At 64.4% G+C, this 26,363-nt stretch carries 24 protein-coding genes and 2 tRNA genes; 15 read left to right on the top strand and 11 right to left on the bottom strand.

Translation table 11 applies throughout. From position 1 onward, the window contains the following. Positions 1-102: 102 nt before the first annotated feature. Genes IP79_RS13500 through IP79_RS13490 form a run of 3 tightly spaced genes read left to right on the top strand, consistent with a single transcriptional unit; the run spans position 103 to position 5,132 of the window. Positions 103-3,786 (top strand): SDR family NAD(P)-dependent oxidoreductase, encoded by a 3,684-nt coding sequence (locus IP79_RS13500; protein WP_054119820.1) that lies wholly within the window; start codon positions 103-105, stop codon positions 3,784-3,786. 16 nt (positions 3,787-3,802) lie between these two features. After that, the gene (locus tag IP79_RS13495) at positions 3,803-4,729 is read left to right on the top strand and encodes an acetyl-CoA carboxylase carboxyltransferase subunit alpha (protein WP_054119819.1); all 927 of its coding nucleotides are present in this window, start codon (positions 3,803-3,805) and stop codon (positions 4,727-4,729) included. Positions 4,730-4,739: 10 nt separating this feature from the next. Next, positions 4,740-5,132, top strand: coding sequence for a ribonuclease HI (locus IP79_RS13490; RefSeq protein ID WP_233994219.1), 393 nt, complete (start codon positions 4,740-4,742; stop codon positions 5,130-5,132). Between the two features lie 53 nt (positions 5,133-5,185). Here the strand turns inward: IP79_RS13490 and IP79_RS13485 are convergent. The 3 genes from IP79_RS13485 to IP79_RS13475 form a co-directional block, all read right to left on the bottom strand. Then, positions 5,186-5,261 (bottom strand) — tRNA-Thr (locus IP79_RS13485). 22 nt (positions 5,262-5,283) lie between these two features. Further along, positions 5,284-6,171: a hypothetical protein gene (locus IP79_RS13480; protein WP_054119818.1), complete on the bottom strand. Its 888-nt coding sequence runs from the start codon at positions 6,169-6,171 to the stop codon at positions 5,284-5,286. After that, entirely contained in the window at positions 6,168-7,481 is a 1,314-nt protein-coding gene (locus IP79_RS13475; protein WP_054119817.1) for a replication-associated recombination protein A, read from the bottom strand. Before IP79_RS13475 ends, IP79_RS13480 begins: the two co-directional genes overlap by 4 nt. Before the next feature lie 114 nt (positions 7,482-7,595). Here IP79_RS13475 and IP79_RS13470 point away from each other — a divergent pair, with 114 nt between their 5' ends. Together IP79_RS13470 and IP79_RS13465 are read left to right on the top strand one after the other, a co-directional pair. Further along, positions 7,596-8,255: a PadR family transcriptional regulator gene (locus IP79_RS13470; RefSeq protein ID WP_054119816.1), complete on the top strand. Its 660-nt coding sequence runs from the start codon at positions 7,596-7,598 to the stop codon at positions 8,253-8,255. Positions 8,256-8,340: 85 nt separating this feature from the next. After that, a complete protein-coding gene (locus IP79_RS13465; protein ID WP_054119815.1) occupies positions 8,341-8,775 on the top strand; it encodes a hypothetical protein in 435 nt (144 codons plus the stop codon). A 34-nt stretch (positions 8,776-8,809) separates the two neighbouring features. Here the strand turns inward: IP79_RS13465 and IP79_RS13460 are convergent, their stop codons facing one another. After that, positions 8,810-9,997, bottom strand: coding sequence for a glycosyltransferase family 4 protein (locus IP79_RS13460; RefSeq protein WP_054119814.1), 1,188 nt, complete (start codon positions 9,995-9,997; stop codon positions 8,810-8,812). A gap of 186 nt (positions 9,998-10,183) precedes the next feature. On the opposite strand from IP79_RS13460, the gene IP79_RS13455 reads away from it, so the two are divergent. The 4 genes from IP79_RS13455 (at position 10,184) to IP79_RS15560 (ending at position 15,015) form a co-directional block, all read left to right on the top strand. Further along, positions 10,184-11,362, top strand: coding sequence for a phosphoserine transaminase (locus IP79_RS13455; RefSeq protein ID WP_197273828.1), 1,179 nt, complete (start codon positions 10,184-10,186; stop codon positions 11,360-11,362). 145 nt (positions 11,363-11,507) lie between these two features. Beyond that, positions 11,508-13,094, top strand: a complete 1,587-nt coding sequence (gene serA, locus IP79_RS13450; RefSeq protein ID WP_054119812.1) for a phosphoglycerate dehydrogenase — start codon at positions 11,508-11,510, stop codon at positions 13,092-13,094. 224 nt (positions 13,095-13,318) lie between these two features. Continuing rightward, positions 13,319-14,434 carry an ATP phosphoribosyltransferase regulatory subunit gene (locus tag IP79_RS13445; RefSeq protein WP_054119811.1) on the top strand — a complete coding sequence of 372 codons (1,116 nt, stop codon included), beginning with the start codon at positions 13,319-13,321 and terminating at the stop codon, positions 14,432-14,434. 98 nt (positions 14,435-14,532) lie between these two features. Continuing rightward, positions 14,533-15,015: a hypothetical protein gene (locus IP79_RS15560; protein WP_156318343.1), complete on the top strand. Its 483-nt coding sequence runs from the start codon at positions 14,533-14,535 to the stop codon at positions 15,013-15,015. Between the two features lie 82 nt (positions 15,016-15,097). On the opposite strand, the gene IP79_RS13440 is transcribed toward IP79_RS15560, so the two are convergent. Further along, positions 15,098-16,000, bottom strand: coding sequence for an alpha/beta hydrolase (locus IP79_RS13440; protein WP_082337246.1), 903 nt, complete (start codon positions 15,998-16,000; stop codon positions 15,098-15,100). Between the two features lie 154 nt (positions 16,001-16,154). On the opposite strand from IP79_RS13440, the gene IP79_RS13435 reads away from it, so the two are divergent. From IP79_RS13435 to IP79_RS13425, 3 genes are all read left to right on the top strand, one after another. Next, positions 16,155-17,444, top strand: coding sequence for an adenylosuccinate synthase (locus IP79_RS13435; RefSeq protein ID WP_054119810.1), 1,290 nt, complete (start codon positions 16,155-16,157; stop codon positions 17,442-17,444). A 33-nt stretch (positions 17,445-17,477) separates the two neighbouring features. After that, complete coding sequence (locus IP79_RS13430) at positions 17,478-18,032, top strand: L,D-transpeptidase family protein (protein WP_054119809.1); 555 nt, start codon at positions 17,478-17,480, stop codon at positions 18,030-18,032. A 114-nt stretch (positions 18,033-18,146) separates the two neighbouring features. After that, positions 18,147-19,154, top strand: a complete 1,008-nt coding sequence (locus tag IP79_RS13425) for a MarR family transcriptional regulator (protein WP_054119808.1) — start codon at positions 18,147-18,149, stop codon at positions 19,152-19,154. On the opposite strand, the gene IP79_RS13420 is transcribed toward IP79_RS13425, so the two are convergent. The 4 genes from IP79_RS13420 to argH are packed head-to-tail and all read right to left on the bottom strand — an operon-like array spanning position 19,151 to position 23,035. After that, complete coding sequence (locus tag IP79_RS13420) at positions 19,151-20,080, bottom strand: precorrin-2 dehydrogenase/sirohydrochlorin ferrochelatase family protein (RefSeq protein ID WP_082337226.1); 930 nt, start codon at positions 20,078-20,080, stop codon at positions 19,151-19,153. The two genes, IP79_RS13425 and IP79_RS13420, sit on opposite strands and share 4 nt — an antisense overlap. A gap of 7 nt (positions 20,081-20,087) precedes the next feature. Continuing rightward, entirely contained in the window at positions 20,088-21,347 is a 1,260-nt protein-coding gene (gene lysA / locus IP79_RS13415) for a diaminopimelate decarboxylase (protein ID WP_054119807.1), read from the bottom strand. 12 nt (positions 21,348-21,359) lie between these two features. Further along, the gene (locus tag IP79_RS13410) at positions 21,360-21,611 is read right to left on the bottom strand and encodes a hypothetical protein (protein WP_054119806.1); all 252 of its coding nucleotides are present in this window, start codon (positions 21,609-21,611) and stop codon (positions 21,360-21,362) included. Beyond that, complete coding sequence (gene argH / locus IP79_RS13405; RefSeq protein WP_233994218.1) at positions 21,608-23,035, bottom strand: argininosuccinate lyase; 1,428 nt, start codon at positions 23,033-23,035, stop codon at positions 21,608-21,610. The genes IP79_RS13410 and argH overlap by 4 nt, the downstream gene beginning before the upstream one ends. On the opposite strand from argH, the gene IP79_RS13400 reads away from it, so the two are divergent. Next, on the top strand, positions 23,016-23,582 hold the full coding sequence (locus IP79_RS13400) for a TlpA family protein disulfide reductase (protein WP_054119805.1): 567 nt from the start codon (positions 23,016-23,018) through the stop codon (positions 23,580-23,582). The genes argH and IP79_RS13400 overlap by 20 nt on opposite strands. A 10-nt stretch (positions 23,583-23,592) precedes the next feature. Here the strand turns inward: IP79_RS13400 and IP79_RS13395 are convergent, their stop codons facing one another. Then, positions 23,593-24,345, bottom strand: coding sequence for an SDR family oxidoreductase (locus IP79_RS13395; protein WP_054119804.1), 753 nt, complete (start codon positions 24,343-24,345; stop codon positions 23,593-23,595). Between the two features lie 106 nt (positions 24,346-24,451). After that, positions 24,452-24,527 (bottom strand) — tRNA-Val (locus IP79_RS13390). 139 nt (positions 24,528-24,666) lie between these two features. Between IP79_RS13390 and IP79_RS13385 the strand changes: the two genes are divergently transcribed. Continuing rightward, positions 24,667-25,254 (top strand): GNAT family N-acetyltransferase, encoded by a 588-nt coding sequence (locus tag IP79_RS13385; RefSeq protein WP_233994217.1) that lies wholly within the window; start codon positions 24,667-24,669, stop codon positions 25,252-25,254. A gap of 50 nt (positions 25,255-25,304) precedes the next feature. Then, the gene (locus tag IP79_RS13380; RefSeq protein ID WP_054119803.1) at positions 25,305-26,297 is read left to right on the top strand and encodes an asparaginase; all 993 of its coding nucleotides are present in this window, start codon (positions 25,305-25,307) and stop codon (positions 26,295-26,297) included. Positions 26,298-26,363 lie beyond the last annotated feature (66 nt).

Here is a 26,363-nt window from a genome sequence, read left to right as displayed (position 1 = left end):
CCAGCGTTGCGCTTTTTGAAACGTTCTTAGCTCTCCTCCCCAGGGTTTGAACGAACCGGCAAGCCAGATGCGCTTGCATTATAATTTTGTGAGGAGAGTGCTGTGGCCAAGTCTGAAGCTGCGTCTGCCCAAACCACCACCGGCCGCCTTGCCGGCAAAATCGCTGTTGTCACCGGTGCGGCGGGCAATCTGGGTGGTCATATTGTCACGCATTACCTTGCAGAAGGCGCAACCGTGGTGATGACAGGCCGCACGCCTGATCGCACGGCCGCTGCTGCCGAGGCGCTGATCAAGGCGACTGGAGCAGACCCTGCGCGCATCGCCACTGTCGCGCTGGATGGTGGCGATATCGCTTCCGTCCGCGCTGCGATCGCCGAAGTGGTCGCCAAGTTCGGGCGGATCGACATTCTGGTGAACAATGCTGGTTCGGCAGGCCCGAAGCAGCCGATCGAGAGTCTGCCCCTTTCGGCGGAAGAACTCGGCGCGCTCCAGAAGCAGGGCAGCACCGACAGCGAAACCGTGGGTGATGCGCTGCGCAACATCTTCGGTGTCGCCTTCAACGTCGCGCGCGCCGCGGCGCCGCATATCCCCGAAGGCGGGTCGATCATCAACGTATCGACCATTTTCAGCCGCACGCCCTATTACGCGCGCGCCGCCTATGTCGTCCCCAAGGCGGCGATGAACGCGTGGAGCCGCGAACTCAGCCTTGAACTCGGCGGGCGCGGCATCCGCGTGAACCTCGTCTATCCCGGCCCGATCGAGAGCGAGCGCATCCGCAACGTTTTCGCCGCAATGGATTCTGCGCGCGGCGATGAAGCGGGCACCACCGCCACGCAATTCTTCGACATGATGAGCCTGGAGCGCGCCACTGGCGGGAACGACAAGGCCAAAACCTTCCCCACGCCAACCGATATCGCCACCACTTGCGTGTTCCTCGGCAGCGATGAGAGCGCTGCCTACAACGGCCACGATTTCGAAGTCACCCACGGCATGACCGTGCGCAAGGAAGAGCGCGCAACCTACCTCGCACGCCCGACCATGCGTTCGATGGACGGCACCGGCCTCGCCGTGCTGATCGCGGCGGGCGACAATTTTGAAGAGGCGCTGGAAATCGCGCAGGTGCAATTGGCCTGCGGGGCAGCGGTTGTGCTTGGCCTGCCGCGTGCAGCCGATGTCGCCATCGCTGAAAAGCGCTGCAAGGCGATGGGAGTGGAAGGCGACCTCACCATCATCCGCTTCAACCGCAAAGACGCAGGCGCAATGGAAGCCGCGCTCGAGGATTACACGAAGGGCGGCACGCCGATCAGCGGCGCATTGTTCCTGCCGATGCTGGGCGCAGGCGAACTCAGCGGCGCGCTCACCGAAGCAGACGATTCCGTGATCGAAGCGATGATGGATTCCGAACTGGCAGGCAGCATGGCGCTGGCCCGGACCATGAGCCGGTACTGGAAACGCCACGACAATCTGCTGCAACCGCCGCGCTTCGTTTTCGTCAGCCACGCCAGCGACGGGAAAGGCGACATCTACGCCCACATCCTGCGCGCCGCGACCGAACAGCTGATCCGCATCTGGCGCGACGAAAGCGCGATCGACACCGCGCATGGGCGTCGTCGGCAAGCGGAATGGGGCAACCAGATCGTGCGCTTCACCAATACCGAAGCCGAGAACATCCGCTTCACCGCAGGCCATGCCGCGCGCATCCTGCTGAAGGAAAGCAAGCTGGGTGAAATCACGCTCTACGTCCCCGGCAATATCGGCGAGGCGACAGGCGCGAGAAAGGCGATGCCGGGCTTCAGCGAAAACATCACCGGCCTGCATCTGGGCAAGGTGGCGCTGATCACCGGCGGTTCGGCCGGGATCGGCGGACAGGTGGCGCGTTTGCTCGCGCTGGCAGGCGGCAGGGTGATGATGGTTGCCCGGCGCGAAAGCGAACTCGCAGTCGCCCGCGCGCGGATCGTGTCGGAGCTGGAAGACATCGGCTTTTCCGGAGTCGAACGCCGCGTGCAGACGCTCGCCAATGTCGATGTCAGCAATTTCGACAGCCTCAAGGGCGCAGTGGATGCGACGCTGAAGGCCTTCGGGCGGATCGATTACCTGATCAACAATGCAGGCGTTGCGGGCGCGGAGGACATGGTTGTCGACATGGGGGTCGATGCCTGGAACTACACGCTCGATGCGAACCTGGTGTCGAATTACTTCCTGATGCACCACGTCGCGCCGCTGATGAAGGCGCAAGGATCGGGATATATCCTCAATGTCTCGTCCTATTTCGGCGGCGAGAAATATCTCGCGGTCGCCTATCCCAACCGCGCCGATTACGCTGTGTCGAAATCCGGCCAGCGGGCGATGGTGGAAAGCATGGCGCGTTACCTCGGCCCCGAAGTGCAGTTCAACGCGATTGCCCCCGGCCCGGTCGATGGTGACCGCCTGTCAGGCACCGGCGGCAAGCCCGGATTGTTCGAACGGCGCGGCAAACTGATCCTTGAAAACAAGCGCCTGAACGCGGTTCACGCCGCCACTGTCAAGGCGCTGCGGCGCGGGGTGCGGGTTGAAGCGGTACTGGCGCGGCTCGCCCGCAACGATACCGTCAAGATGAGCCACGATACCAACAACCCGCGCGAATTGCGCGAATTGGCGCTGGCCTGCGCGCGCGAAGGCGACGGGGAGTGCAGCTGGGATCGGTATCTGCTGACACCCGCGATTGCCGCTGCGCTGGTCGGGCGGCTGCGGCAGGGCGGCTATTTTCTCGATGCGCCCGAATGGGCTGATCGTCCGGCCACGCCCGAGGCCGACGCCGACTGGTTGCTGCGCGTCCCGCCTGAAAACGCGCCTTTCCTGCCGGCCGACAAGATCGCGGTCGAGGCCAAGAAGGTGGGCACCGGGGTGCTTTCCAAACTCTACCTCGGCAAGATGCCGACCGAGATCGACGTGGCGCAGGCGACGGTGTTCTTCCTGGCTGACCGCGCTGTGTCGGGCGAAACCTTCATGCCTTCGGGGGGGCTTTCGGTCGAACGCTCGACGACCGAACGCGAATTGTTCGGCAGCCCCAAGCAGGAACGGCTTGACCAGATGCGCGGGAAGACGGTGTGGATCATCGGCGAACATCTCGTCGATTACCTCGCTGAAACAGCACGTGCTTTTATCGAGGATTGCCATGTCGCCCGCGTGGTGCTGGTCAGCCGCACGGCGGAGGGCTTTGACGCGATCAAGGCCCAGCTGGAAGGCGACAGCGCGGACGCGCTGACCTCGCTGGTGGCGGGTGACGACATCGAAGCGGCGATGGATGCGGCGATTGTCCAGTGGGGCAAACCCACCACGATCCTTTCAACACCGTTCGCAGCGCTCCCCGGCAAGCTGTTCGATGCGGCCGACCCTCTCACCCCCGACGAATTCCGGCAGGTGGTCTCCGATAACCTCACCCATCATTTCCGCATCGCCCGCCGTGCGTCGCTGTATGATGATTGCCAGTTGGTGCTGACCTCGCCCGATGTGCCGATGGGCGACAAGTCCCCGGCCTTTGCGCTGGCGAACTTCATCAAGACCACGCTTCACGCTTTCACCGCGACGCTGGCGGTCGAGAACGAGCGGTTGGTGCATGATGTGCCGGTCAACCAGATCAACCTGACGCGCCGCGTGCAGTCCGAAGAACCGCGCGATCTCGACGAGCATCTGGAAGAGGTGCGGCGCTTCGCCCGTGCGGTGTTGCTGGTCGGCGCACCGCTGCCGGACGCGGAGGATTCGCGCTATCGGGCGCGGATCTATCGCGGCATGTCGATGACGGTTTGACCGGAGCGCAGGGGCGGTGATCCAGTACCTGCCGTTCGAAAAGCCGATCGAGGCGCTCGACAAGCATGTCGCTGAACTCGCGGCCTTGCCCGAGAGCACCGAGGAAGCGCGGATGCTGCAAGAGCGTGCGGGCAAGCTGCTGGCGGATACCTATGCGCGCCTTACCCCGTGGGAACGTACGCTGGTCGCACGTCACCCGCAGCGCCCGCGGTTCGAACGGCTGGTCGCGGGGCTGTTCACCGACTTTCTGCCCATCGCAGGCGACCGCGTGTTCGGTGATGATCACGCGATCATCGGCGGGTTTGCGCGGTTCGAAGGGCGCAAGGTGGTGGTGATCGGCCATGTGAAGGGCGAGGACACCACCACCCGCATCCACCACAATTTCGGCATGGCCCGGCCCGAAGGTTACCGCAAGGCGATGCGGCTGATGGAACTGGCGGATCGTTTCGGTCTGCCGGTCATCACGCTGGTCGATACTCCCGGCGCTTTCCCCGGCGTGGATGCCGAAGCACGCGGGCAGGCAGAAGCCATTGCCCGTTCGACCGAGGCGTGTCTGGGCCTGGGCGTGCCCCTTATAGCGGTGATCATCGGCGAGGGCGGATCGGGCGGCGCGGTAGCGCTGGCGGCTGCGAACCGCGTGTTGATGTGCGAACATGCGGTCTATTCGGTGATCTCGCCCGAAGGCTGCGCCTCGATCCTGTGGCGCAGTGCCGGGCAGGCTGCGAGCGCTGCCGAAGCCATGCGGGTGACGGCGGGCGACTTGCTGAAACTCGGTGTGATCCACCGCATCGTCTACGAGCCAACCGGCGGCGCGCACCGTGATCCGGATGCGATGGTCAAGCGATTGGCACTGGCAATGCGGGGAGAACTGGACGGGCTGGCAGCGCTGACGCCAGCGGAACTGCGGCGCGAGCGCGAGGACTTTTTCCTCAAACTGGGATAAGAGGCGAACCGTGCGGACGGTTCGACCACGACGGCTCAAGGTCTATTTCGATGGCGGTTGCCGCCCCAATCCCGGCGTCATCGAGGTCGCCGTGGTTGCGCGCGGCGCTGCCCGGTTCTTCGACGATCTCGGCACCGGGACAAACACCGATGCCGAATGGCTGGCGCTGCAAATGGCGCTGCAGGTCGCGCAATCTCTAGGGGAGGCGGACTTCGATCTGATCGGCGATTCGCTGGAAGTCGTCCGGCTGGTCAATGGCGCCTCACGCCCCGGATCGGACGCTGCCGCTGCCCACCTCGCACGCTTCGAAGCAGCAGCTGCGGATGGCCGACCCAGACGGGTCAGATGGATACAGCGCGGGCAAAACCTTGCCGGTATCGCTCTTGCCAGGCGCAATGGTTAAGGTTGGCGGTAACCCCCGCTTCGACCAAGGCCGCAATAAAGCAGGACGGAAAATGGTGCCGGCTACAGGATTCGAACCCGTGGCCCCCTGATTACAAATCAGGTGCTCTACCAACTGAGCTAAGCCGGCTGACCGTGGTGGCGCCATTGTATCAGAGCGCGCCGAAAGTCCACCCTTCTGTTCGCTCCACTTCAACGGTGAGGCCCGGCGGGTGCCACAGATCGTCATTGGTGTGTACGCGGCGCAGCCATGCTGCGGTCAGCAGCGCATCGGAGGAATGATCGTCGATTGCGCCGCTGCCCCTGACCGGCGGCGAGCCGAGCAGATCGAGCGCATCGTTCAATGCCTCGAAGCTGCGGATCTTGGTCGCCGCCCCTTTCACCCCGCCCAGCCGCGCCGCGACCGAGGTGTAGATTTCTGTCACGACCGAACCTTGTTCCGGCAGCGGATCAACCGGCCACACCGGCACCTTGCCGGCCAGACGGTGGAGCATCCGCATCCCCGTCAGGCTCGATTTGCCGACCTGCGCCGCGCCGACGAGGTTGAAGTTGCTGACCGGCCGCACGCCTTGCGCCCGCTGCGCTGCCTCGGCAACGCGGAAACGGCCTTCACGGGTCGCCGCGCCGGGAAGCAGGAAGCGGTCGCCTTGCACGCCTTGCCCGTGGCGGAAATAGCGCGATGCCTGCGCGTGGGTGACAAACCCGCCAGCCTCAAGGTTGGGGTCTGCGGCGCACAGCGTGTCGATCAGCGCCCACAGCGCTCTGGCATCGGCGGGCGAGGCGTCCCAACCGGGAAAGAAGGCGCCAGCATCCGCGAACGGTAGGCCGATGCCGAGATCGAGGCCCACCAGCGTCGCCCCCGGCAGATCGCGCAGCAAGGCCAGCACATCGCTGCGCGCCCAGCCCTTGGGATCGGGCGGGGTGCCCAGCACCGGCGGCCCGCCGTCAGCCCGCGCCAGCGCCAGCGCTATCCCCTTTTGCCGCACGCCTTTCGCGCCCGACCAGTCGACGGCGAGGAAGTGGCTGAAGCGGGGGCTCACCCCCGATCCGCCCGCAGCTTGGCCCAGTATTCCAGCCGCTTTTTCACCTCACGCTCGAACCCGCGTTCGACGGGCGTGTAGAAGGTCTGCGGCTCCATCTCTTCAGGCCAGTAATCATCGCCCGAAAAGCCTTCGGGCGTGTCGTGATCATAGGTGTAGCCCTTGCCGTAGCCGAGGCTTTCCATCAGCCCGGTCGCCGGGTTGACGATGTTCATCGGCGGCATCAGGCTGCCGGTGTCTTTCGCTGATTTCCAGGCGGCTCTCTGCGCCGTGTAGACCGCGTTGGATTTGGGCGCGGTGGCGAGATAGAGGCACGCCTGCGCCAGCGCCAATTCGCCTTCGGGGCTGCCGAGGAAGCGATAGGCCTCCATCGCCGCCATGCATTGCGGCAGGGCGTGGGGATCGGCCATGCCGATATCCTCCACCGCCATGCGCACCAGCCTGCGGGCGAGGAACAGCGGCTCTTCCCCCGCGGTCAACATTCGCGCCAGATAATAGAGCGCCGCCTGCGGATCGCTGCCGCGCACGGCTTTGTGCAGCGCAGAAATGAGGTTGTAATGCCCGTCACGGTCCTTGTCATACACCGCCACGCGGCGTTGCAGGAACTGGCCGAGCGCCGCCGTGTCCAGCGGTTCGGATAGCCCGGCGGCATAGAGCGTTTCGGCCTGCCCCAGCACGAACCGCCCGTCGCCATCGGCCTGCGCGATCAAGGCGGTGCGGGCTTCAGCAGTGAGGGGGAGGGGGCCTTCGAGGCTTTCCGCCTTCGCCAGCAGCGCCGCCAGCGCGCCTTCTTCCAGCCGGTTCAGCACCAACACCTGCGCCCTTGAGAGCAGCGCAGCGTTCAAGGCGAAGCTGGGGTTCTCGGTTGTTGCGCCAACCAGCGTCACCACGCCGCGTTCGACATAGGGCAGGAAGCCATCCTGCTGCGCGCGGTTGAAGCGGTGGATTTCGTCCACGAACAGCAACGTTTTGCGGCCCGCGCCGGCCATCTTCTCGGCCTCGGCAAAGGCCTTTTTCAAGTCTGCCACGCCGGAGAACACCGCACTGATCGCCGCGTATCGCATACCTACCGCGTCTGCCAGCAGGCGGGCGATGCTGGTTTTTCCGGTGCCGGGCGGCCCCCACAGGATCATGCTGGAAAGCCGGCCCGCCGCCACCATCCGCCCGATCGCGCCTTCCGGCCCGGTCAGATGTTCCTGCCCGACGACCTCGGACAGCGTGGCAGGGCGCAGCCGGTCGGCCAGCGGCGCGTCGGCATCGGGCGCTTGGGCTGAGGGCGGGGTTGCATCTTGTCCGAACAGATCAGTCATTCATCGGGCGTGATAGGCCCGCCAGCGGAAAATGGAACCATGCGCCTGAATGCCTCTTGTCATGATAGGTCTAAGATATATCTTAGATGCATCACAACGCATGGAGGATATGCGATGAGCTGGAACAGATATGGACGCGGTAACGGCTGGGACAAGCTGGGCGAAGCGATTGCCATGATGGCGATGAGCGGCAACATGAACTTTGGCGGGACTGCCTTTGACAAAGGCGGCGCGAAGGCGCGTTGGCGCGATGATCGCGAAGGTGCTGACGATTTCAGTGGCGAAGACAGCGAGAGCCGCCGTCGCGGACGGCGCGGGCGGATGTTCGGAACCGGCGAATTGCGCCTGGCGCTGCTGGCGCTGATTTCCGACGCGCCGCGCCACGGCTATGAACTCATCAAGGAAATCGAAGAGGCCACCAATGGCAGCTACGCGCCAAGCCCCGGCGCAGTCTATCCCACGCTCCAGATGCTGGCCGATGAAGGCAAGATCGAGGAGGCCGAAGCCGAAGGCGCCAAAAAGCCTTTCAAACTGACCGCTGCGGGCGAAGCCGAACTTGACGAGCGCAAGGACGAAGTCACCGAACTGATGGGCCGTCTGGCGCTGCACGGACACAGGGCAAACAAAGTGCGCTCGCACGATGTCTTCCGGGCGATGGGCAACCTTGCAAGCGTGCTCAAGAACCGTGCGCGGGCAGGCAAGCTGGATGAAGGCACGATCAATGAAATCGTCGACATGATCGATGAAATGGCCAAGCGCATCGAAAGGCTCTGAGGCGCGCAGCGGCGATTGCGGCTGATGCAATAGAGGCGTATCCTCCCCCCGTTCGGGTCGCGCCGAATGGGGGGAGGGGACGCCCGTGAATACTGCAGCATTGGGCGCGGCCAAAGCGCCGTGGCACCTGTGGCTGGTCGGCATTGGCACATTGCTGTTCAACGCGATGGGCGTGTTCAGCTATATGATGACCAAGCTGGGCAGGCTGGCCGATCTGGGCATGACGCCCGAACAGATCACTTTCATGCAAAGCTACCCGGCATGGGCCAACGCCCTCTGGGCGATGGGCGTGTGGGGTGCGCTGGCGGGTTCGGTGCTGCTGTTGCTGCGTTCCCGCTTTGCGGTGGCGGCGATGATGATCGCATTGGTCGGATTGATCGGCACCACAGTCTATAATTATGGCCTCATCACTGTGCCTGCGAGCATGCAGGCGCCGGCGCTCGATGTGATGATCTGGGCGGTGACGCTGTTACTGCTGTTCTACGCCCGGCGAATGGCGGCGGCCGGAGTGCTGCGGTAGGTCGCGCGCAAGCAGCTAAGCGTGAGAGCGCAGATTACGCCGCCTCTGAAGCCTGCAATGCGCGGCGTTCCTCGACCAGGCTGGCATAGATTTCGCCCACGACCTGGTTGATCGCTTCCCAGCTATATTCGCACGCCCGCGTTTCGCCGGCTGCACCGTGAGCAGCGCGCAGGGCAGGGTCGAGGCAATAGGGCGCGATCGCTTCGGCAAAGGCGACCGCGTCGGCATCTTTCGATGTCGGCTCAACCAGCCGCCCGGTCACCCCGTCCGCAACCAGACTGGCGCTGCCGGTTGCCCCCGCCGCGACGACGGGAAGCCCGCTCGCCATGGCTTCCAGCGTGACATTGCCAAAGGTTTCGGTGACGCTGGGGTTGAAGAAGATATCGCCGCTCGCCAGCGCCTGCCCCAGCCCTTCGCCGGTCTTGAAACCGGCAAAGATCCCGCCCGGCAGGTTCGCTTCGAACCATTCGCGCGCCGGGCCATCGCCGATCACCAGTACCTTGTGCGGCACCTGTCGCTTGCGCAGCTGGACGATGGTTTCGGCAAAGACATCCAGCCCCTTTTCCATCACCAGCCGGCCGAGAAACACGATCGCGACATCATCATCGGCAAGGCCGAGGCTGCGCCGCCATTCGGGATCGCGGCGAGCGGAGGAAAAGATGGTGCGATCCACCCCCCGGCTCCACAGCCCGATCCGGTCATGCATCCGCATCGCCAGCAATTCATCGATCATCGATTGTGACGGTGCGACCAGCGCATCGCAGCGGTTGTAGAACCGCCGCAGCCCCTTGACGATCAGCGGTTCCAGAAACGCCATGTTGTAATAACGCGGGTAGGTTTCGAACCGGGTGTGGACACTGGCCAGCACCGGAATGTCATGCGCCTGTGCCCAGCGCAGCGCGGCGTGCGCAGAAGGGTCCGGCGAAGAAAGGTGAACGATATTGGGCGCAAACTTGTCCAGATCGCGCTTTACCCTGGCGCCAAGATGCGTCGGCATCCGGTATTCGCTGCGCCCCTTCACCGGCATCGGCACATTGGGCAGGCCGACCAGATCGCCCGTTGCCGGAAAATCGGGATTGGCAACCTTGGGCGAATAGACGCGCACCGCCGCGCCTTTGGCCAGCAGCGAACCGACCAGACGGTTAAGCGCCTGATTCGCCCCGTCGCGGGTGTAGTTGTAGTTGCCGCTGAACAGGGCAATGCGCAGATCGGAAGTTTCCATGGAGTCTTGCGTTTAGTAACAATTGCGCCGCTTGGCGAGTGGTGCAAACGACCCATTTGATCCTTGCGGCAGGGCAATCGGTCGCAGTTACGATATTTCGCGTTGACTCTTCCCCGCGCAACTCTAGTGCGGCGAGCGGGCCACGCGGTCCCAACGCCGCGCGAGCTCTCTGCAAGGAGAGAATACATGACTGAGTACACCCGCGGGCTCATGCACGAGCCTACGCTGAAGCCTGAACGCCCCTTCTTTTCTTCGGGCCCCACGGCGAAATTCCCCGGCTGGTCGCTGGACAAGCTCAAAACCGATTCGCTTGGCCGTTCGCACCGTTCGGCGCTGGGCAAGGCGCGTCTGAAATACGCGATCGATCTGAGCCGCGAACTGCTCGGCATTCCCGATGATTACCTGATCGGCATCATGCCCGCATCCGACACCGGCGCGATCGAAGCCGCCATGTGGGCGATGCTTGATCCCGCGCGTCCGGTCACGGTCGCGGCGTGGGAAAGCTTCGGCAATATCTGGATTCAGGACGCGGTGAAGCAGCTGAAACTGCCCAACCTGCAAGTGCTGACCGCCGATTATGGCGAAATCCCCGATCTCACCACCATTCCGCAGCGCAATGACGTGGTGTTCACCTGGAACGGCACCACCAGCGGCGCGATGATCCCGAACACCGACTGGCTTGAGCCGGGCCGCGAAGGCATCACCATCAACGATGCCACCAGCGCGATCTTCGCGCAGGAAATGGACTGGTCGAAGCTGGATGCCACCACCTATTCCTGGCAGAAGGTGATGGGCAGCGAAGCACAGCACGGGATGCTGATTCTCAGCCCCAAGGCTGTCGCGCGCATCGAAAGCTACGATCCGCCGTGGCCGATGCCAAAGCTGTTCCGCATGAAAAAGGGCAACAAGATCAACGCCGGCATCTTTGTCGGCGAGACGATCAACACCCCTTCGATGCTGGCGACCGAAGATTACATCGCGGCGCTGGAATGGGCGAAGTCGATCGGCGGGCGCAAGGCGCTGGTCGAACGTGCCAATGCCAACGCCAAGATCGTAAAGGACTGGATCGAGGCCACCCCGTGGCTGCGCAACATGGCGTCCGATCCGGCGCAGCAAACCAATACCGGCGTGTGCATGGTGTTTCAGGGCGACTGGTACGATGCGCTGTCGGACGACGACAAGGCGGGCGTTCCCAAGAAAATCGTCAAGCTGCTCGAAGAACGCAATGTCGGGTTCGATTTCAACGGCTACCGCGATGCGCCGCCATCGCTGCGCATCTGGTGCGGCTCGACCGTGGAGCAGGAGGACGTGAAGCGCCTGCTGCCGTGGATCGAGTGGGCCTATGAAAAGGTCAAGAACGGCTGAGGCCGTCTCCGCTTAAACCTATCTTCCGTTCGTGCTGAGCTTGTCGAAGCACTGCCTTTTTTCGTCGCGCTGCCTTCAAAGCGAAGTGCAGCCCTTCGACAGGCTCAGGGCGAACGGGATTCCCAATTCGTGGAAGGTATTCACAATGACCCGTCCCAAAGTTCTCATTTCCGACAAGATGGACCCCAACGCCGCGCGCATTTTCGAAGAGCGCGGCTGCGATGTCGATGTCATCACCGGCGAAACGCCCGAACAACTGATCGCCCGCATCGGCGAATATGATGGTCTTGCCATCCGTTCCTCGACCAAGGTTACCAAGGCGATCCTTGATGCCGCCACCAACCTGAAGGTCATCGGCCGCGCCGGGATCGGCGTGGACAACGTCGATATCCCCTACGCCAGCGGCAAGGGCGTGGTGGTGATGAACACCCCGTTCGGCAATTCGATCACCACTGCCGAACATGCCATAGCGCTGATGTTCGCGCTGGCCCGCCAGATTCCCGAAGCCAACGCCCAGACGCAGGACGGCAAGTGGCCCAAAAGCGGGTTTATGGGCGTGGAAGTCACCGGCAAGACGCTGGGCCTGATCGGCGCGGGCAATATCGGTTCGATCGTTGCCACCCGCGCGCTCGGGCTGCGCATGAAGGTGATCGCCTATGATCCCTTCCTGACCGAAGACCGCGCCGTGGAAATGGGTGTGGAGAAGGTCGATCTCGACACGCTGCTGTCGCGCGCCGATTTCGTCACGCTGCACACGCCGCTGACGGACGAAACCCGCAACATCCTGAGCCGGGAACGGCTGGAAAATGCCAAAAAGGGCATCCGCATCATCAACTGCGCGCGCGGCGGCCTGATTGACGAAGCGGCGCTGAAGGATTGTCTGGAAAGCGGCCAGGTCGCAGGCGCAGCGCTCGACGTGTTCGAAACCGAACCGCCTGCCGCTGATCACCCGCTGTTCGGCACGAAGAACTTCATCTGCACCCCGCACCTTGGTGCCAGCACCACCGAAGCGCAGGTCAATGTCGCGTTGCAGGTGGCCGAACAACTGGCCGATTACCTCGTCAACGGCGGCGTTACCAATGCCTTGAACGTGCCCAGCCTTTCGGCGGAAGAAGCGCCCAAGCTGCGGCCTTACATGGCGCTGGCAGAGCGGCTCGGTAGCCTTGTCGGGCAACTGGCCCACGGCAACCTGACCCAGATCAGCATCGAGCGTGAAGGCGCGGCGGCTGGACTGAACGGCAAGCCGATCACTGCCGCCGTGCTGGCGGGCTTCATGCGCCGCTATTCCGACACGGTGAACATGGTCAATGCGCCCTATCTCGCCAAGGAACGCGGGCTGGATGTCAGCGAAATCCGCCATGATCGCGATGGTGCGTTCAACACGCTGGTGCGGGTGACGGTGGAAACCGCACAGGGGCCGCGCTCGGTTGCGGGCACGCTGTTCGGCACCGAATCGCCGCGTCTGGTGGAGATTTTCGGCATCGGGATCGAAGCCGAATTGTCGGGCCACATGCTGTACATCGTCAACGATGATAAGCCCGGCTTCATTGGCCGCATCGGGACCCTGCTGGGCAGCCACGGCATCAACATCGGCACCTTCAACCTCGGCCGCCGCGAAGCGGGCGGGGAAGCGGTGCTGCTGCTGAGCCTCGACGAACCGCTGACGCCCGAAGTGATCGCCGAGGCTGAGCGGCTTGATGGCGTGAAGCTGGTCAAGGCGCTGGCGTTCTAATTCTCTCGCGGGAGGCTGGCTGCGCCAGCTTCCCTCCAAGGGGCGGCCTTCCGGCCGGCGGGCGCCAGATCCATTAGGCGCCCTTGCGGTTCGTAATGCGAACCGAATTCGTCTCGACCCGTTCGGGCTGAGCTTGTCGAAGCCCTGCATTTTCTTCTAACGCGCCGCGCGAAAAGAAAAACAGCCCTTCGACAGGCTCAGGGCGAACGGATAAGGGGGCCATTATGACCCAACCCAACGATCTCCTCCCCGAAGGCCTTGAAGACCGCCTGCCGTCCGAAGCAGCGCGGATCACGGCGGCGATGCGCGCCTGTCTCGATGTGCTGGACGCGCATGGTTATGACCGGGTGCGCCCGCCGCTGCTCGAATTCGAAGCCTCACTGGCCGGGCGCATGGCCGGAGCGGTTGCGGGCGAAGCGCGGGCGATGTTCCGTTTTGTCGATCCCGCCAGCTTGCGCACGCTTGCGCTACGCAGCGATATGACCCCGCAGGTCGGGCGGATTGCTTCCACCAGCCTCGCCAATGCCTCCCGCCCGCTGCGGCTGGCCTATTGCGGCGATACGGTCGTGATCAAGGCAAGCCAGCTCGATCCCGCGCGGGAGCGGCTGCAACTGGGGGCCGAACTGATCGGCGCGGATTCTGTGGCCGCGGCGAGCGAGGTGGTGATGTTGGCGATCGAGGCGCTGAAGGCAGCAGGCCTCACCGGCATCTCGGTCGATTTCACGCTGCCCGATCTGGTCGATACGCTCAGCGCCAAGGCTTTCCCGCTCGGCCCTGACCAGATCGAAGCCGTACGGCGCGAGCTGGATACCAAGGATGCAGGCGGGCTGAAGGCGGCGGGCGGCGCGGCCTATCTGCCACTGCTTTATGCCACAGGGCCATTCGCCGAGGCACTTGCCGCTCTGCGCGCAGTGGACGCAGGCGGGGCGCTGAAATCGCGGCTTGACGGGCTGGAGCAGATTGCGGCGCATATCGGGGATGCGGCCCGCATCACGCTCGACCCCACAGAACGCCACGGGTTCGAATACCAGACATGGTTCGGCTTTACCCTCTATGCCGAAGGCCTGCGCCGTGCGGCCGGGCGCGGCGGCACTTACCGGATTGCGGGGAGCGATGAGGCCGCGACCGGCTTCACCCTCTATCTCGACCGGCTGGCAGAGGCTCTCCCCCAGCCTGAAGCCGCGCGGATGGTCTATCTACCGCTAGGCCATGACCGCGTGGCTTCAGCCGGCCTGCGCGCCGAAGGCTGGCGCACCGTCGCGCAGCTTGCCGAGGGCGAGGATGCAGCAATGCTCGGCTGCGGCTGGGTGCTGGATGGCGACGAACCCAAGCTGATCTGACCTGCTGAACGGCGGCCCGGCCGTGCTTGCGCGGCAAAAGCTGACGTTCGGGAAACGACCCCGTTGCTGAAATTGTCGGGCGGGCATATATCTGAGGTATGGTTGCGCGTTCCGGGATATTGCTGTGCGCCACTCTTTTGTGGGCTTGTTCGGACGCCTCTGTTTCCGAGATTTCGGACGACTCATTTCCCGGAACTCCCTATCCGCTTCCTCCCGCACTGTTAGCTAAAGCTGAGCGAGCCGCGGCGGACGGAGAAAGTTGGGGCGACAAGGAATTGGCTTTCCATTATTCATTTGCCGGCGATGAAAACAAATCGGCCATGTACTTCGACCGTTGTTTGAAAGCCCTAAATCCGGAATGCCTCGTTGAGAAAGCTAGCCATTTGACCAACTCTGCAATGGATCGGGAAATTAGCCCATCCGACAGAGTCAGATTGCTGAACGATGCGCTACGCTACAATTCACAGGCTTTAGAGTCGGATGCTCCAATGGCTGGAGATCGGCAGGAGGGCTATCTCGCGCAGCGTGAGGAAATCCTAAAATATCTCAGCAAGAATACTCCACCTAATTTATCGCGTTAGGAATGGCCGTTTTCCACCCAAAAGCCGCCACGGCGCTTAGCAGTGCGTGTTGCCGAAAGCAGCCGTTCCCGACTGGCACATGCTACCCTGCGAACACCTTCTTCAGCCACGCATCCATAACAGGGGTGGCCGGGTAATCCGGCTCGCCCAGCTTGCGGTTGATCTCCATGTGCCCGCGCCGGCCGCTTCCGGGGAAGCTGCCGATTTCGACCTGCGAACCCCCGCGCCGCAGAGCCTCGGCCAGGGCGGCGTTCTGCGCCACGCCGTCCTCGCGCTGGACGTGGATCAGCAGAAATGCGGGCGCATTGGGCGCGGCGGCGTGGAAGGTGGGCGAAAGCGCCTGCTGGCGCGCGGGATCGGTGCCGAAAGCCTGTTCGTAGGTCTTGCCCATGAACCGCCCCGCCTGCGCCATCTGCGCAGGCACATCATAGGCCGCGCCGTCATTGGGCATCACCCCGTCGATATCGGCAAAGCTGAGGCCTGCGGCGCGCAGATAGCGTTCATCCGTCCCCACCAGCGCCACCAGATGCGCGCCCGCGCTGTGTCCGGTCAGAACCACACGGCTGCGATCGATCCCCAGCGCATCGGCGCGCTCCAGCAGATAGGCCAGCGCCGCGGCGACATCGCTCGCCTGCTCTTCCACGCTGTTGCGGGGCACGAGCCGGTAATCGATCGAGGCATAGGCATAACCCTGCGCCACCAAGTGCCCCGGCAGGGCGCGGCTGCCCGCGTTATCCTTTGACCCGCGCTTCCACCCGCCGCCATGCACGAACAGCACCAGCGGCGCCTTTTTCGCACCTTTGGGCACCCACAGGTCAAGCGCCTGAAGCGAATCGCTGCCATAGTAAATCGTCCGCGGTGCGGGCGCGGCCGGTTGTGATCCTGCGCCTGTATCTCCGGCTGTGCCGCCCTGCTGGCCAAGGATCGGGGCGGCAATCGCTGCCAATGCGATCGCGGCAAGCAGGGCTTTGGCAGCAGTGTTCATCATGGCTCCTTTTGCAGTGCGATACCTTGTCTTAACGCAGCATCGCCAAAAACCTTTCGCCGCGCCGTGCAGCGCACGTGTTCGCGCCCTTGCCCTGACAGGCCCAACCGCCTAGGCGTCCCGGCGGTTTCTCCCCTGCATTGTAAGGAAGCAAATGGCCAACGTCACCGTGATCGGCGCCCAATGGGGCGATGAGGGCAAAGGCAAGATCGTCGATTGGCTCGCCAGCCGCGCCGATGTGGTCGTGCGCTTTCAGGGCGGGCACAATGCCGGGCATACGCTGGTGATCGACGGCAAGACCTATAAACTCTCGCTGCTGCCCTCCGGCATCGTTTCAGGCACGCTGTCGGTGATCGGCAACGGCGTGGTGCTGGATCCCTGGGCGCTGCGTGACGAGGTCGCCAAGCTGGAAGGGCAGGGCGTTTCGATCACCGATGAAAACCTTGCCGTGGCGGATAATTGCCCGCTGATCCTGCCGCTGCACCGCGATCTGGACGGGTTGCGCGAAACGGCGGCGGGCAAGGGCAAGATCGGCACCACCGGTCGCGGGATCGGCCCGGCTTACGAGGACAAGGTCGGCCGCCGCGCCATTCGCGTGTGCGATCTGGCGCATCTCGATACGCTGGAGCCGCAGCTTGATCGGCTGTGCGCCCACCATGACGCGCTGCGGGCAGGCTTCGGCCAGCCGCCGGTTGACCGCGCCGCGCTGCTGGAAGAACTGCGCGAAATTGCGCCTTTCGTGCTGAAATTCGCCCAGCCGGTGTGGAAGCGGTTGAAGAAGGTGCGCCGCGCAGGGGCCAAAATCCTGTTCGAAGGTGCGCAGGGCGTGCTGCTCGATGTCGATCACGGCACCTATCCGTTTGTCACAAGCTCCAACACCGTCAGCGGAACGGCAGCCAGCGGCAGCGGGCTCGGCCCCAATTCGACCGGCTATGTGCTGGGCATCGTAAAGGCCTACACCACCCGCGTCGGTAGCGGCCCGTTCCCTACGGAACTGGAAGACGACATCGGCCAGCGCCTTGGCGAGCGCGGCCATGAATTCGGCACCGTCACCGGGCGCAAGCGCCGCGTCGGCTGGTTCGATGCCGTCCTGGTGCGTCAATCTTGCGCCATCAGCGGTGTGACCGGCATCGCGCTGACCAAGATCGACGTGCTCGACGGCCTCGACCGCGTGGCGATCTGCACCGGATACCGGCTGCGCGGGAAGGTGTATGATTACCTCCCCAGCCACGCCGCCGATCAGGCCGAATGCGAGCCGATCTATGAAGAGATGGACGGCTGGCACGAAAGCACCGCAGGTGCGCGCTCCTATGCCGATCTGCCCGCCAACGCGATCAAGTATATCCAGCGCATTCAGGAACTGATCGAATGCCCTGTGGCGCTGGTTTCGACCTCGCCCGAACGTGACGACACGATCCTGATGCGGGATCCGTTTGTGGATTGATTGAACGGGGCAGGGCGCGTTATCCTTTCCGGGATGACGCGCCTCGCCCTTTTGCCTCTGCTCGCGCTTGCTGCCTGCGCCGCGCCTCAGCCCAAGCAGGCCGAAGCACCTGTTTCGCAGCCGCCGCTGGCGCGCGAAGCGGCGCGGATCGTGCCGCAGCGGGCGTTCTCCCAGATCGATTATCTGCTGGTCGACAAGTCCGAACGGATGATGATCGGCTATGCCGGCGGGCATCCGGTCAAGGTGTGGCGGGGCTTGCAATTCGGAGATCAGCCGCAGGGGCACAAGCAGTTCGAAGGCGATGAACGCACGCCCGAAGGCCGCTACGTGATCGAAGGGCGCAACCCCGGCAGCGCCTATCATCTCAGCCTGAAAATCTCCTATCCCGCGCCTGCCGACCGTGAATTTGCCCGCCAATACGGACGCTCGCCCGGCGGCGATATCTTCCTTCACGGCCAGCCCAATGGCCTGCCGTTCGGCCGCGTGCCGGGCGACTGGACTGATGGCTGCATCGCGCTTTCCAACGACGAAATCGAGGAACTGTGGCGCATCGTGCCTGATGGCACCGTGATCGAAATCCGGCCGTGAAAGGGGCTAGTCTGAAGGGCTGACGGAGGCGTGATCCTACTGCGATTACGCATATTTACTTGACCTGATCCGGTTTTGTTCCATAATCGTTCCAACATTGTTGGAGTCGATTCGATGCTGACCAACGCTACATCCTCCCAATCCCCGCAGGCTGATTTTGCCTATGACATGGCTGATGACGGCGCGGGCCTGCCGGCGCGTGTCGCGATTTTCGGCGCGGATGAAGGTCTTCGCCGGCAGATCGCTACCGATCTTGGCGGAGCCGGTTTCCGGAGCATCGATGGTGGTTCGCTGCGGGCGCTGCTCGAAGGGCCGATCGCGCTGCTGGGCGATGTGGTGGTGGTCGATTGCATGGTCACCGGCTCGCGGGGGATTGACGGAATGATGCTGGCGGGCCTCGCGCGGCTCGATATGCGGGTGGCGCGTTCGGGGGCCAAGCTGATCGTCGCCACCAATCTGGATGGGCTGGATGATGTGTTTGCCGTGCTCGACCAGTCCAATCCACAGATCCTCGTCAGCCCCAGCCGCGCTGAGCGCGTGATCGCGGTGGGCCGCGTGATGGGAGAGGCCGGGGCCGCCCGCCTGCGCGAAATGGGAGAGGAAGACCGTATCGCCTTGCTGCGCCTGTCGCAGCAGGTCGAAGCGATTGCCCACTCGCTTGACCGGATGACCGGGGCGGCGTCCGCGCCCGCAGCGGCGGTTGGTGATGTGCGTCGCGATTATCGCGGGCCGGAAGCTGTCGGCGGCTTTGGCGGGACGAAGCCGGAACTTGTGTTGCCCGATCCGCGGATTATCCGCCAGATGATCGCCAACCGTCAGGCCCGCACGCGGTTCTTCGATCCCGAACTGTTCGGCGATCCGGCGTGGGACATGCTGCTCGATCTCACCGCAGCGCATGGCGAAGGGGCGCAGGTCTCGGTCACATCTCTGTGCATCGCGGCGGGCGTGCCAGCCACCACGGCGCTGCGCTGGCTCAGCCAGATGGTGGAAAGCGGCATCTTCGTGCGCGTGCCCGATCCGGCGGACCGGCGGCGCGCTTTCATTGCACTCAGCGAAAAGGCGATTGCCGCGATGGCGGGTTATTTCGCCAGCTTGCGCACGCCGTTGGAACTGGCAGCCTAACCAACAATTGGCGGGGCGGGCCGCCAGCGCAGGATCAGGGTGAGGCCGGGGGCAGTATCAGAGCTGGCTTGTCCGGTTGCGCCAGAAGCGGGATTAGACCCCTGCTTGATCGCTCCAGACCCCGTCTCGGTCGCGCCAGACCCTGTCTTGACCCCCTCCAGACCCGCCAATTTTGGCGTTTCCGTGGCATCCCAGACCAACCGGGCTGCATCTGCGCGGGCTCTGGCAAGGATCGCAGGCGGCACATCACCATCCAGCAACAGAACATCCGCTTCCCCCAGCAAACGCGCCTGTCGCAAGGTCAGGTCTTCGGGATCGGCACTGGCCAGAGTGAGGTCGAAGACCGCGCCTGATTGCGCTGTTTGCGAACCCGCAAGCCATGCATCAACGCGCTGAAAAGATTGCGGATCAAGCGGGTCGAGCACAGCCCCTTCGCGCAATGCCGCATCCACCACGCGCCGCCGGTCTGCCCCGTCGGGAAAGCGTTTGCGCAATGCAGGACGGGCGGCCTCCAGACCCTTTGCCAGCAAGCCGAGGCTCGCCGGAAGCGCCCGCTCCAGCCGAAGTCGCACATGCTTGGCGAGGCCAGCAGAAGCCCCCCCAGTGCCAACCGCGATCAGCAGCGGGTCACGGTCCAGGATGGAAGGCGTTGTAAAATCGCATAATTCCGGCCGGTCAACGACATTGACCAGCATCCCCGCACAGCGCGCATTGATCGCCGCAACCTCGCATGCGCGGGCATCATCATAGGCGATAAAGGCCAACCGAACGCCTTCATCCACAGCGCGGGCAAGGTCATCGACAATCACCCCGCCAGCCCGTTCGACCAGCCGCCGTTTCGGCTCCGCCGCAGGCCCATCGCCGAGCACCAGCACCTGTTGCCCGTCAATCTGATGGAACAGCGGCAGGCTGGCGATGGTGCTCATGACCGGCTCAGATCAGCCATTCGGGCACGCGTTCCGCATCCATGATCGCGCCTGCCTCGATCCGGTCGGCAACCACCGCGAACTTGTCACCATGCACCAGCACTTCGGCGACGAACCCGCGTGAATTGTAGGATGAGGCCATGGTTGCCCCATATGCGCCCGCGGTGCGGAACACGGCGAGTTCGCCGGCTTCCAACTTGTCGCACTCGCGGCCCATGGCAAATGTATCGCCGGTTTCGCAGATCGGGCCGACGATATTGGCCGTCATCCGCGCGCCCGAAGGCTGCACCGCCTCGAAGTGATGATAGGCACCGTAGAGCGCTGGACGCGCCAGATCGTTCATCGCCGCATCGACGATCACGAAAGGATCCTTGATCCCGCGCTTTACCCGCACCACCCGCGTCAGCAGGACGCCGGCATTGCCCGCAATCACCCGGCCGGGCTCGAAGATCAGCTTCACGCCCCAGTCAGCCGTCACCCGCGCCACCATCGCGCCATATTCTGCCGGAGCAGGCAGCACTTCACCAACGCGGTAAGGCACGCCCAGCCCGCCGCCCAGATCGACATGGGTGATCACATGCCCCGCGCTGCGCAGCGCCGCCACCAGGGTGCCGAGTTTGATAAATGCCGCCTCTAATGGAGCCAGATCAGCCAATTGGCTGCCGATATGCACGGCCACGCCGCGCAGGTTCACGCCCGGCAGGCCCGCCAGTTTGCCGAAAATCTGCCCGGCCTCGCTGATCGGCACACCGAACTTGTTGTCGGCCTTGCCGGTCGAAATCTTGTCATGGGTGCCAGCATCGACATCGGGGTTGATCCGCAGCGTGCACTGCGCTGTCATGCCCTTGGCGGCGGCCAGAGCGGCGAGTTCTTCGCCCTCTTCCTCGCTCTCGATATTGAATTGCCCGATCCCGGCATCCAGCGCGGCGTTCATCTCGGCCGCGGTCTTGCCCACGCCGGAGAACACGATCTTTTCGGGCGCGATCCCCGCAGCCAAGGCGCGGCGCATTTCGCCAACCGAGACCACGTCCGCGCCCATACCCTGCTGCCCCAGCACCTTGAGCACGGCAAGATTGGGGTTCGATTTGACCGCGAAGGCGATCAGCTTGTCCGGCACCGCAGCCAGCGCTTCGCGGAACACCCGCGCGTGGCGTTCCAGCGTGGCACGCGAATAGACATAGACGGGGGTGCCGACTGCTTCGGCAATCACCGGCAGGGGCACATCCTCGGTGTGCATAACGCCGTCAAATATCGCAAAATGGTCCATTGGGTTCGCTTTTTATTCGGGAGGCAGATCGAAGGGATCATCCTGCCGTTCTTCCGACCGGCGGCGCAATTCGACACTGCGTTCCGGCGCCGCCAGCGCATCGCGGCGCAGCAGTTCTTCGGCGGATGGCTTGGTCTGTGCGCCATAGGGCGCGGTCGGCAGGCTGGCGCCTTCAAGCGGGGTCAGCGGCTCGCGCGTCCCGCAAGCGGAAAGCAGGGCGGCAAGCAGCACGGCAAGCCCGGGGGCAATCGCGGTTCGCATCATTCCTCCAATCCCAGCGCACGGGCGGCGCGGGTGACTTGCAAACGGACCTGATCGGGCGCGGTTCCGCCATAGGATGCGCGCGCCGCAACCGAAGCATCCACCGACAGCGCTTCGAACACGCTGTCATCAATCCGCCCGTCGATTGCCTGTAGATCGGCAAGCGGCAACTGATCGAGCGCGATGCCCCGGCTTTCGGCCAGTTTCACCGCAGCGCCGGTGATATGATGCGCCTCGCGGAAGGGGATGCCGCGCGCCCGCACCAGCCAGTCAGCCAGATCGGTTGCAGTGGCATAGCCCATCTCGGCAGCGGCGCGCATCCGGGCGGTATTGAAGGTTGCGCCTGCGATCATTCCCGTCATCGCCGCGATGCTCAGGCCCATCAGGCCGGCGGCCTCGAACACCGGGGGCTTATCATCCTGCATGTCCTTGGAATAGGCGAGCGGCAGGCCCTTCATGGTGATCATCAGGCTGGTGAGCGCGCCGATCACCCGGCCGGAATGGCCGCGCACCAGTTCGGCGGCGTCGGGGTTTTTCTTCTGCGGCATGATCGAAGAGCCGGTGGACAGGCTATCGGGCAGGCGGATGAAGCCGAACGGCTGGCTGGCCCACAGGATCAATTCTTCGGCGAGGCGCGAGAGGTGGAGCGCGGTGGAAGAACAGCACCACAGGTAATCCAGCGCGAAATCGCGGTCGGACACGGCGTCCAGCGAATTGGCGGTGGGACGATCGAAGCCCAGCGCCTGCGCAGTGGCTTCGCGATCAATCGGAAAGCCCGTGCCCGCCAGCGCCGCGCTGCCCAGCGGACATTCGTTCATCCGCGCCGTCGCATCCGCGATCCGCGCGCGATCCCGTCGGAACATCTCGTAATAGGCCATCAGATGGTGGCCGAGCGTTACGGGCTGCGCGGTTTGCAAGTGGGTAAAGCCGGGCATGATGTCGGCCGCGTGCTCGCCAGCGCGGGTGACGAGCGCCTGTTGCAGCGCGGCCAGCCCTGCGCCGAGTTCGGCAAAAGCATCGCGCACCCACAAGCGGAAATCGGTTGCCACCTGATCATTGCGGCTGCGTGCGGTGTGCAAGCGCCCCGCGACCGGGCCGATCAGTTCGGCCAGCCGCGCTTCGGTGGTCATGTGGATGTCTTCGCGGTCCCAATCCTCGGGCACGCCGTCCGTCTCGTATTCGGCGGCAACCGCATCCAGACCATTGGCGATCACCAGCGCATCCTCGCCTGCGATGATCCCCTGCACGCCCAGCATCGCGACATGGGCTTTGCTGGCGGCGATATCCTGCCGCCACAGCGCCTTGTCGAACGGGATCGAGGCGTTGATTTCGCGCATGATCGCGCTAGGGCCAGCAGCGAAGCGCCCGCCCCACATGGCGTTGGCCGCCTTTTCATCGGAGCCTGTCATGTCCCGCTTGTCGTTCATTCTCGGCTTTTCGCTCCTGCTACTGGCGGGATGCGATAGGGCGGGCGAGGGCCCAGCGCAACCGGCTGAAGGCGCTGAAAGCGCGCCAGCGGCGGCGGGCGTGGTTGATCGCAAGTTTGCCGGAACCCCGCTGCCAGCGATGCAGTTCAGCGATGCGGCGGGCCAGACGCTCGATCTCGCCGCGCAGGATGGACCGGTGCTCATCAACCTGTGGGCCACATGGTGCGCGCCCTGCGTCAAGGAAATGCCGCAGCTTGATACCCTTGCGGCAGAGCTGGATGGCGAAGTGCGGGTGATCACCGTCAGTCAGGACTTGCGCGGGGCCGAGGTAGTGGGGCCGTTCTTCGCGCAGAAAGGTTTCGAGCGGCTGGAGCCGTGGCTCGATCCCGAAACCGCATTATCGGCGCAGTTCACGCCCGAAGGCGCGCTGCCGCTGACGATTTTGTTCGATGCCGGCGGCAAGGAAGTGCTGCGCGTGGCGGGCGGTTACGAATGGGATTCGCCCGAAGCAATTGCTCTGATCCGCCAAAGTCTCGCGGCGAAATAGGCCGGGGGCGCTACAGCGCGGCTGTCATCCCGCCATCAACCTTGATAGCGCATCCGGTGACATAAGCAGCGCGCGGGCTGGCAAGGAATGCGGCGATATCGCCGAACTCCTCGGGCCTGCCGAACCGGCCAGCGGGCACGGCAGCCCTGGCGCTGGCAAGCACGTCTTCAGGCGCCAATCCGCTGGCCTGCGCGCGGCCTGCATGCAGGCTTGCGAGGCGGTCAGTGGCAATCTGGCCGGGCAGCAGCAGGTTCACCGTCACCCCGTCGCCGGCCACTTCGGAAGCCAGCGTCTTGCACCACGAAGCCAGCGCGGCGCGCACGGTGTTTGACAGCACAAGGCCGGGAACCGGCGCGACCACGCTGGTCGAGGCAACGGCGATGATCCGCCCGAACCCGCGTTCGCGCATCGCGGGCAGAAAAGCCTGCGTCAGCGACAGCTGGGCATTGAACATACGGTCGAACACGGCAGCATAGGCGGCGGGAGCAGTGCCTGCCGCACTGCCGACCGGCGGCCCGCCGCTGTTGAGCACGATGATGTCGATCGGGCACCCGGTGGCGCGCACCGCCGCGATGATCTGATCGGGTGCGGCCGGATCGTCGAGATCGGCGGCGATGTGGCGGCTGGCATCTCCCGCGCCGGGTGATCGCGCCACGGTGATGACATCCACGCCTTCACCTGCAAGGCTATCGGCAATCGCCTTTCCCAGCCCCTTGCTTGCGCCCAGCACCAGCGCGGTTTTCCCGTCGAGTTGCAGATCCACCGCTGTTCTCCCTGTCGGTTGGTCAGTCACGCGCCATCATGCCTGCTTTGCGGGCGATGTGCGCCTGATCAAATGGGGCCGGAACTGTTGCGCTGCAACGTGCGCGTGGTGGGCGGTAACGGGCTCGAACCGCTGACCCTCTCGGTGTAAACGAGATGCTCTACCAACTGAGCTAACCGCCCCACGGCGTGGTGTGGGCGGATTTAGCGGCGATTGGGCGGGGGTCAAGCATCCATTGTGCCGATGCGCCGGGATGCAGGATGCGAGCGCCCGGCGAATCTGGTATCGGCGGATGCAACTCCGGCACCGGAAGGCAGCGCCATGATCATCCAGACCCAGCTTAACGATGGCACCCCGGTGTGCATCCGCCCGGTGCGCAAGGATGACGAACAGCGCCTGAAAGACGGCATCGCCAAACTCTCCCCCCAATCGCGCTACCTGCGGTTTTTCTCCGGGATGCGCGAGGCACCGCCGCAGGTGCTGCGGGCGCTGGTGACGGTGGACGGGCATAACCACATCGCCTGGGGCGCGCTGCGCTCCGATCTGCCCGATATGCCCGCGCTCGGCGTAGTGCACGCTTTTCGCGATGCCGACGATTCCGACTCTGCCGAATTCTCGGTCGCTGTGATCGACGAATATCACGGGCGCGGTCTGGCGCGTCTGCTGTGTGCCGTGCTGCTGCTCGATTGCCAGCGCGAAGGGCTGGAACAGCTTGTCGTCAACATCCTGCCCGAAAACCGCCCGGCGCTGACGCTGGCCCGTTCGCTCGGCGCGGAGGGGGCGGGGTACGAAGCGGGCGTATCGCTGCTGGAAATCGATATTGCCGCAGCGCTCACCGCGCTGAAGGCCGAGCGCGATGTGCCCGGCCTTCCGGCGATTTTCGCACAGTTTGCGCAAGATACGGGCTGACGCTGCAAACCTGTCTGGCCGCAGAAGGCGCAGGCGGCTAGGGGCGGGGCATGACACATCCTCGCATCCTTGTTCTGGGCACCGGCGGCACGATTGCGGGTGCTGGCGCGAGCGCGACGGCGGCGGCCTATCAGCCCGGCGGGCTGGCGCTGGAGACGATGCTGGCCAATCTTGCCGCATTGGGGCTGGCGGCGGATCTGGCGGGGCAGGAAGTGGCGCGGATCGGCTCGCAGGACATCGGCTGGCCTGAATGGCAGGCGCTGCATGCGGCCTGCACGGGCGCGCTGGCTGATCCTGCGATCACAGGTGTGATCATCACCCACGGGACCGACACGGCCGAGGAAACCGGCTTCCTGCTCGATCTCACGCTGCCTGCGGGCAAGCCCATCGTGCTGGTCGGCGCGATGCGGCCCGCCGATGCGGTGGGGGCGGACGGGATGCGCAATTTCGCCAATGCGGTGCGGGTGGTGAGCGATCCTGCAGCAGCAGGGCGCGGCGTATTGCTGGTGATGGGTGACGCAGTGCTGGCCGCGCGCGATGCCCGCAAGGCCGCGACGAGCAGCATTGATGCCTTCAAGAGCTTCCCGCGCGGCGCCATTGCCCGCGTCACGCCCGCCGGGCTGGACTGGTTCGGCCCGGCGCACCGTGTTGGCGAAAGTGCGCGTTTCAACTGGCCCCAATCGCTCCCCCGCGTGGCGATCCTGACCGCGGGGGCGGGGATGGACGAACAGCCGGTCAAGGCGCTGCTCGGCATCGGCTGCAAAGGCGTGGTGCTGGCCGGAATGGGACAGGGCAATGCGCCCGCCTGTGTGCTGGGCGCGCTGGCCAATGCGGCGGCATCAGGCGTGCCGGTGGTGCGATCCACCCGCGTCGATGAAGGCATTGTCGACCGCAATGTCGAGGTGGATGACGATGCGCTCGGCCTGGTCGCCGCCCGCGCCCTTGGGCCGGCCAAGGCGCGGATGCTGCTGATGGTGCTGATCGCGAACGGGATTACCGATGCGGCGCAGGTTCAGGCGGCATTTGACGGGGAAAAAGTCTGAAAGACGGCGGCAGCTCAGCCCCGTTTTCCGCCAAAAGCGGCCCTTCGGGCAGCGACCCCGGCGCCG

The organism is Porphyrobacter sp. AAP60 (assembly GCF_001296025.1).
GTDB lineage: Bacteria > Pseudomonadota > Alphaproteobacteria > Sphingomonadales > Sphingomonadaceae > Erythrobacter.
This window is presented reverse-complemented; position numbering and strand designations above follow the sequence as displayed.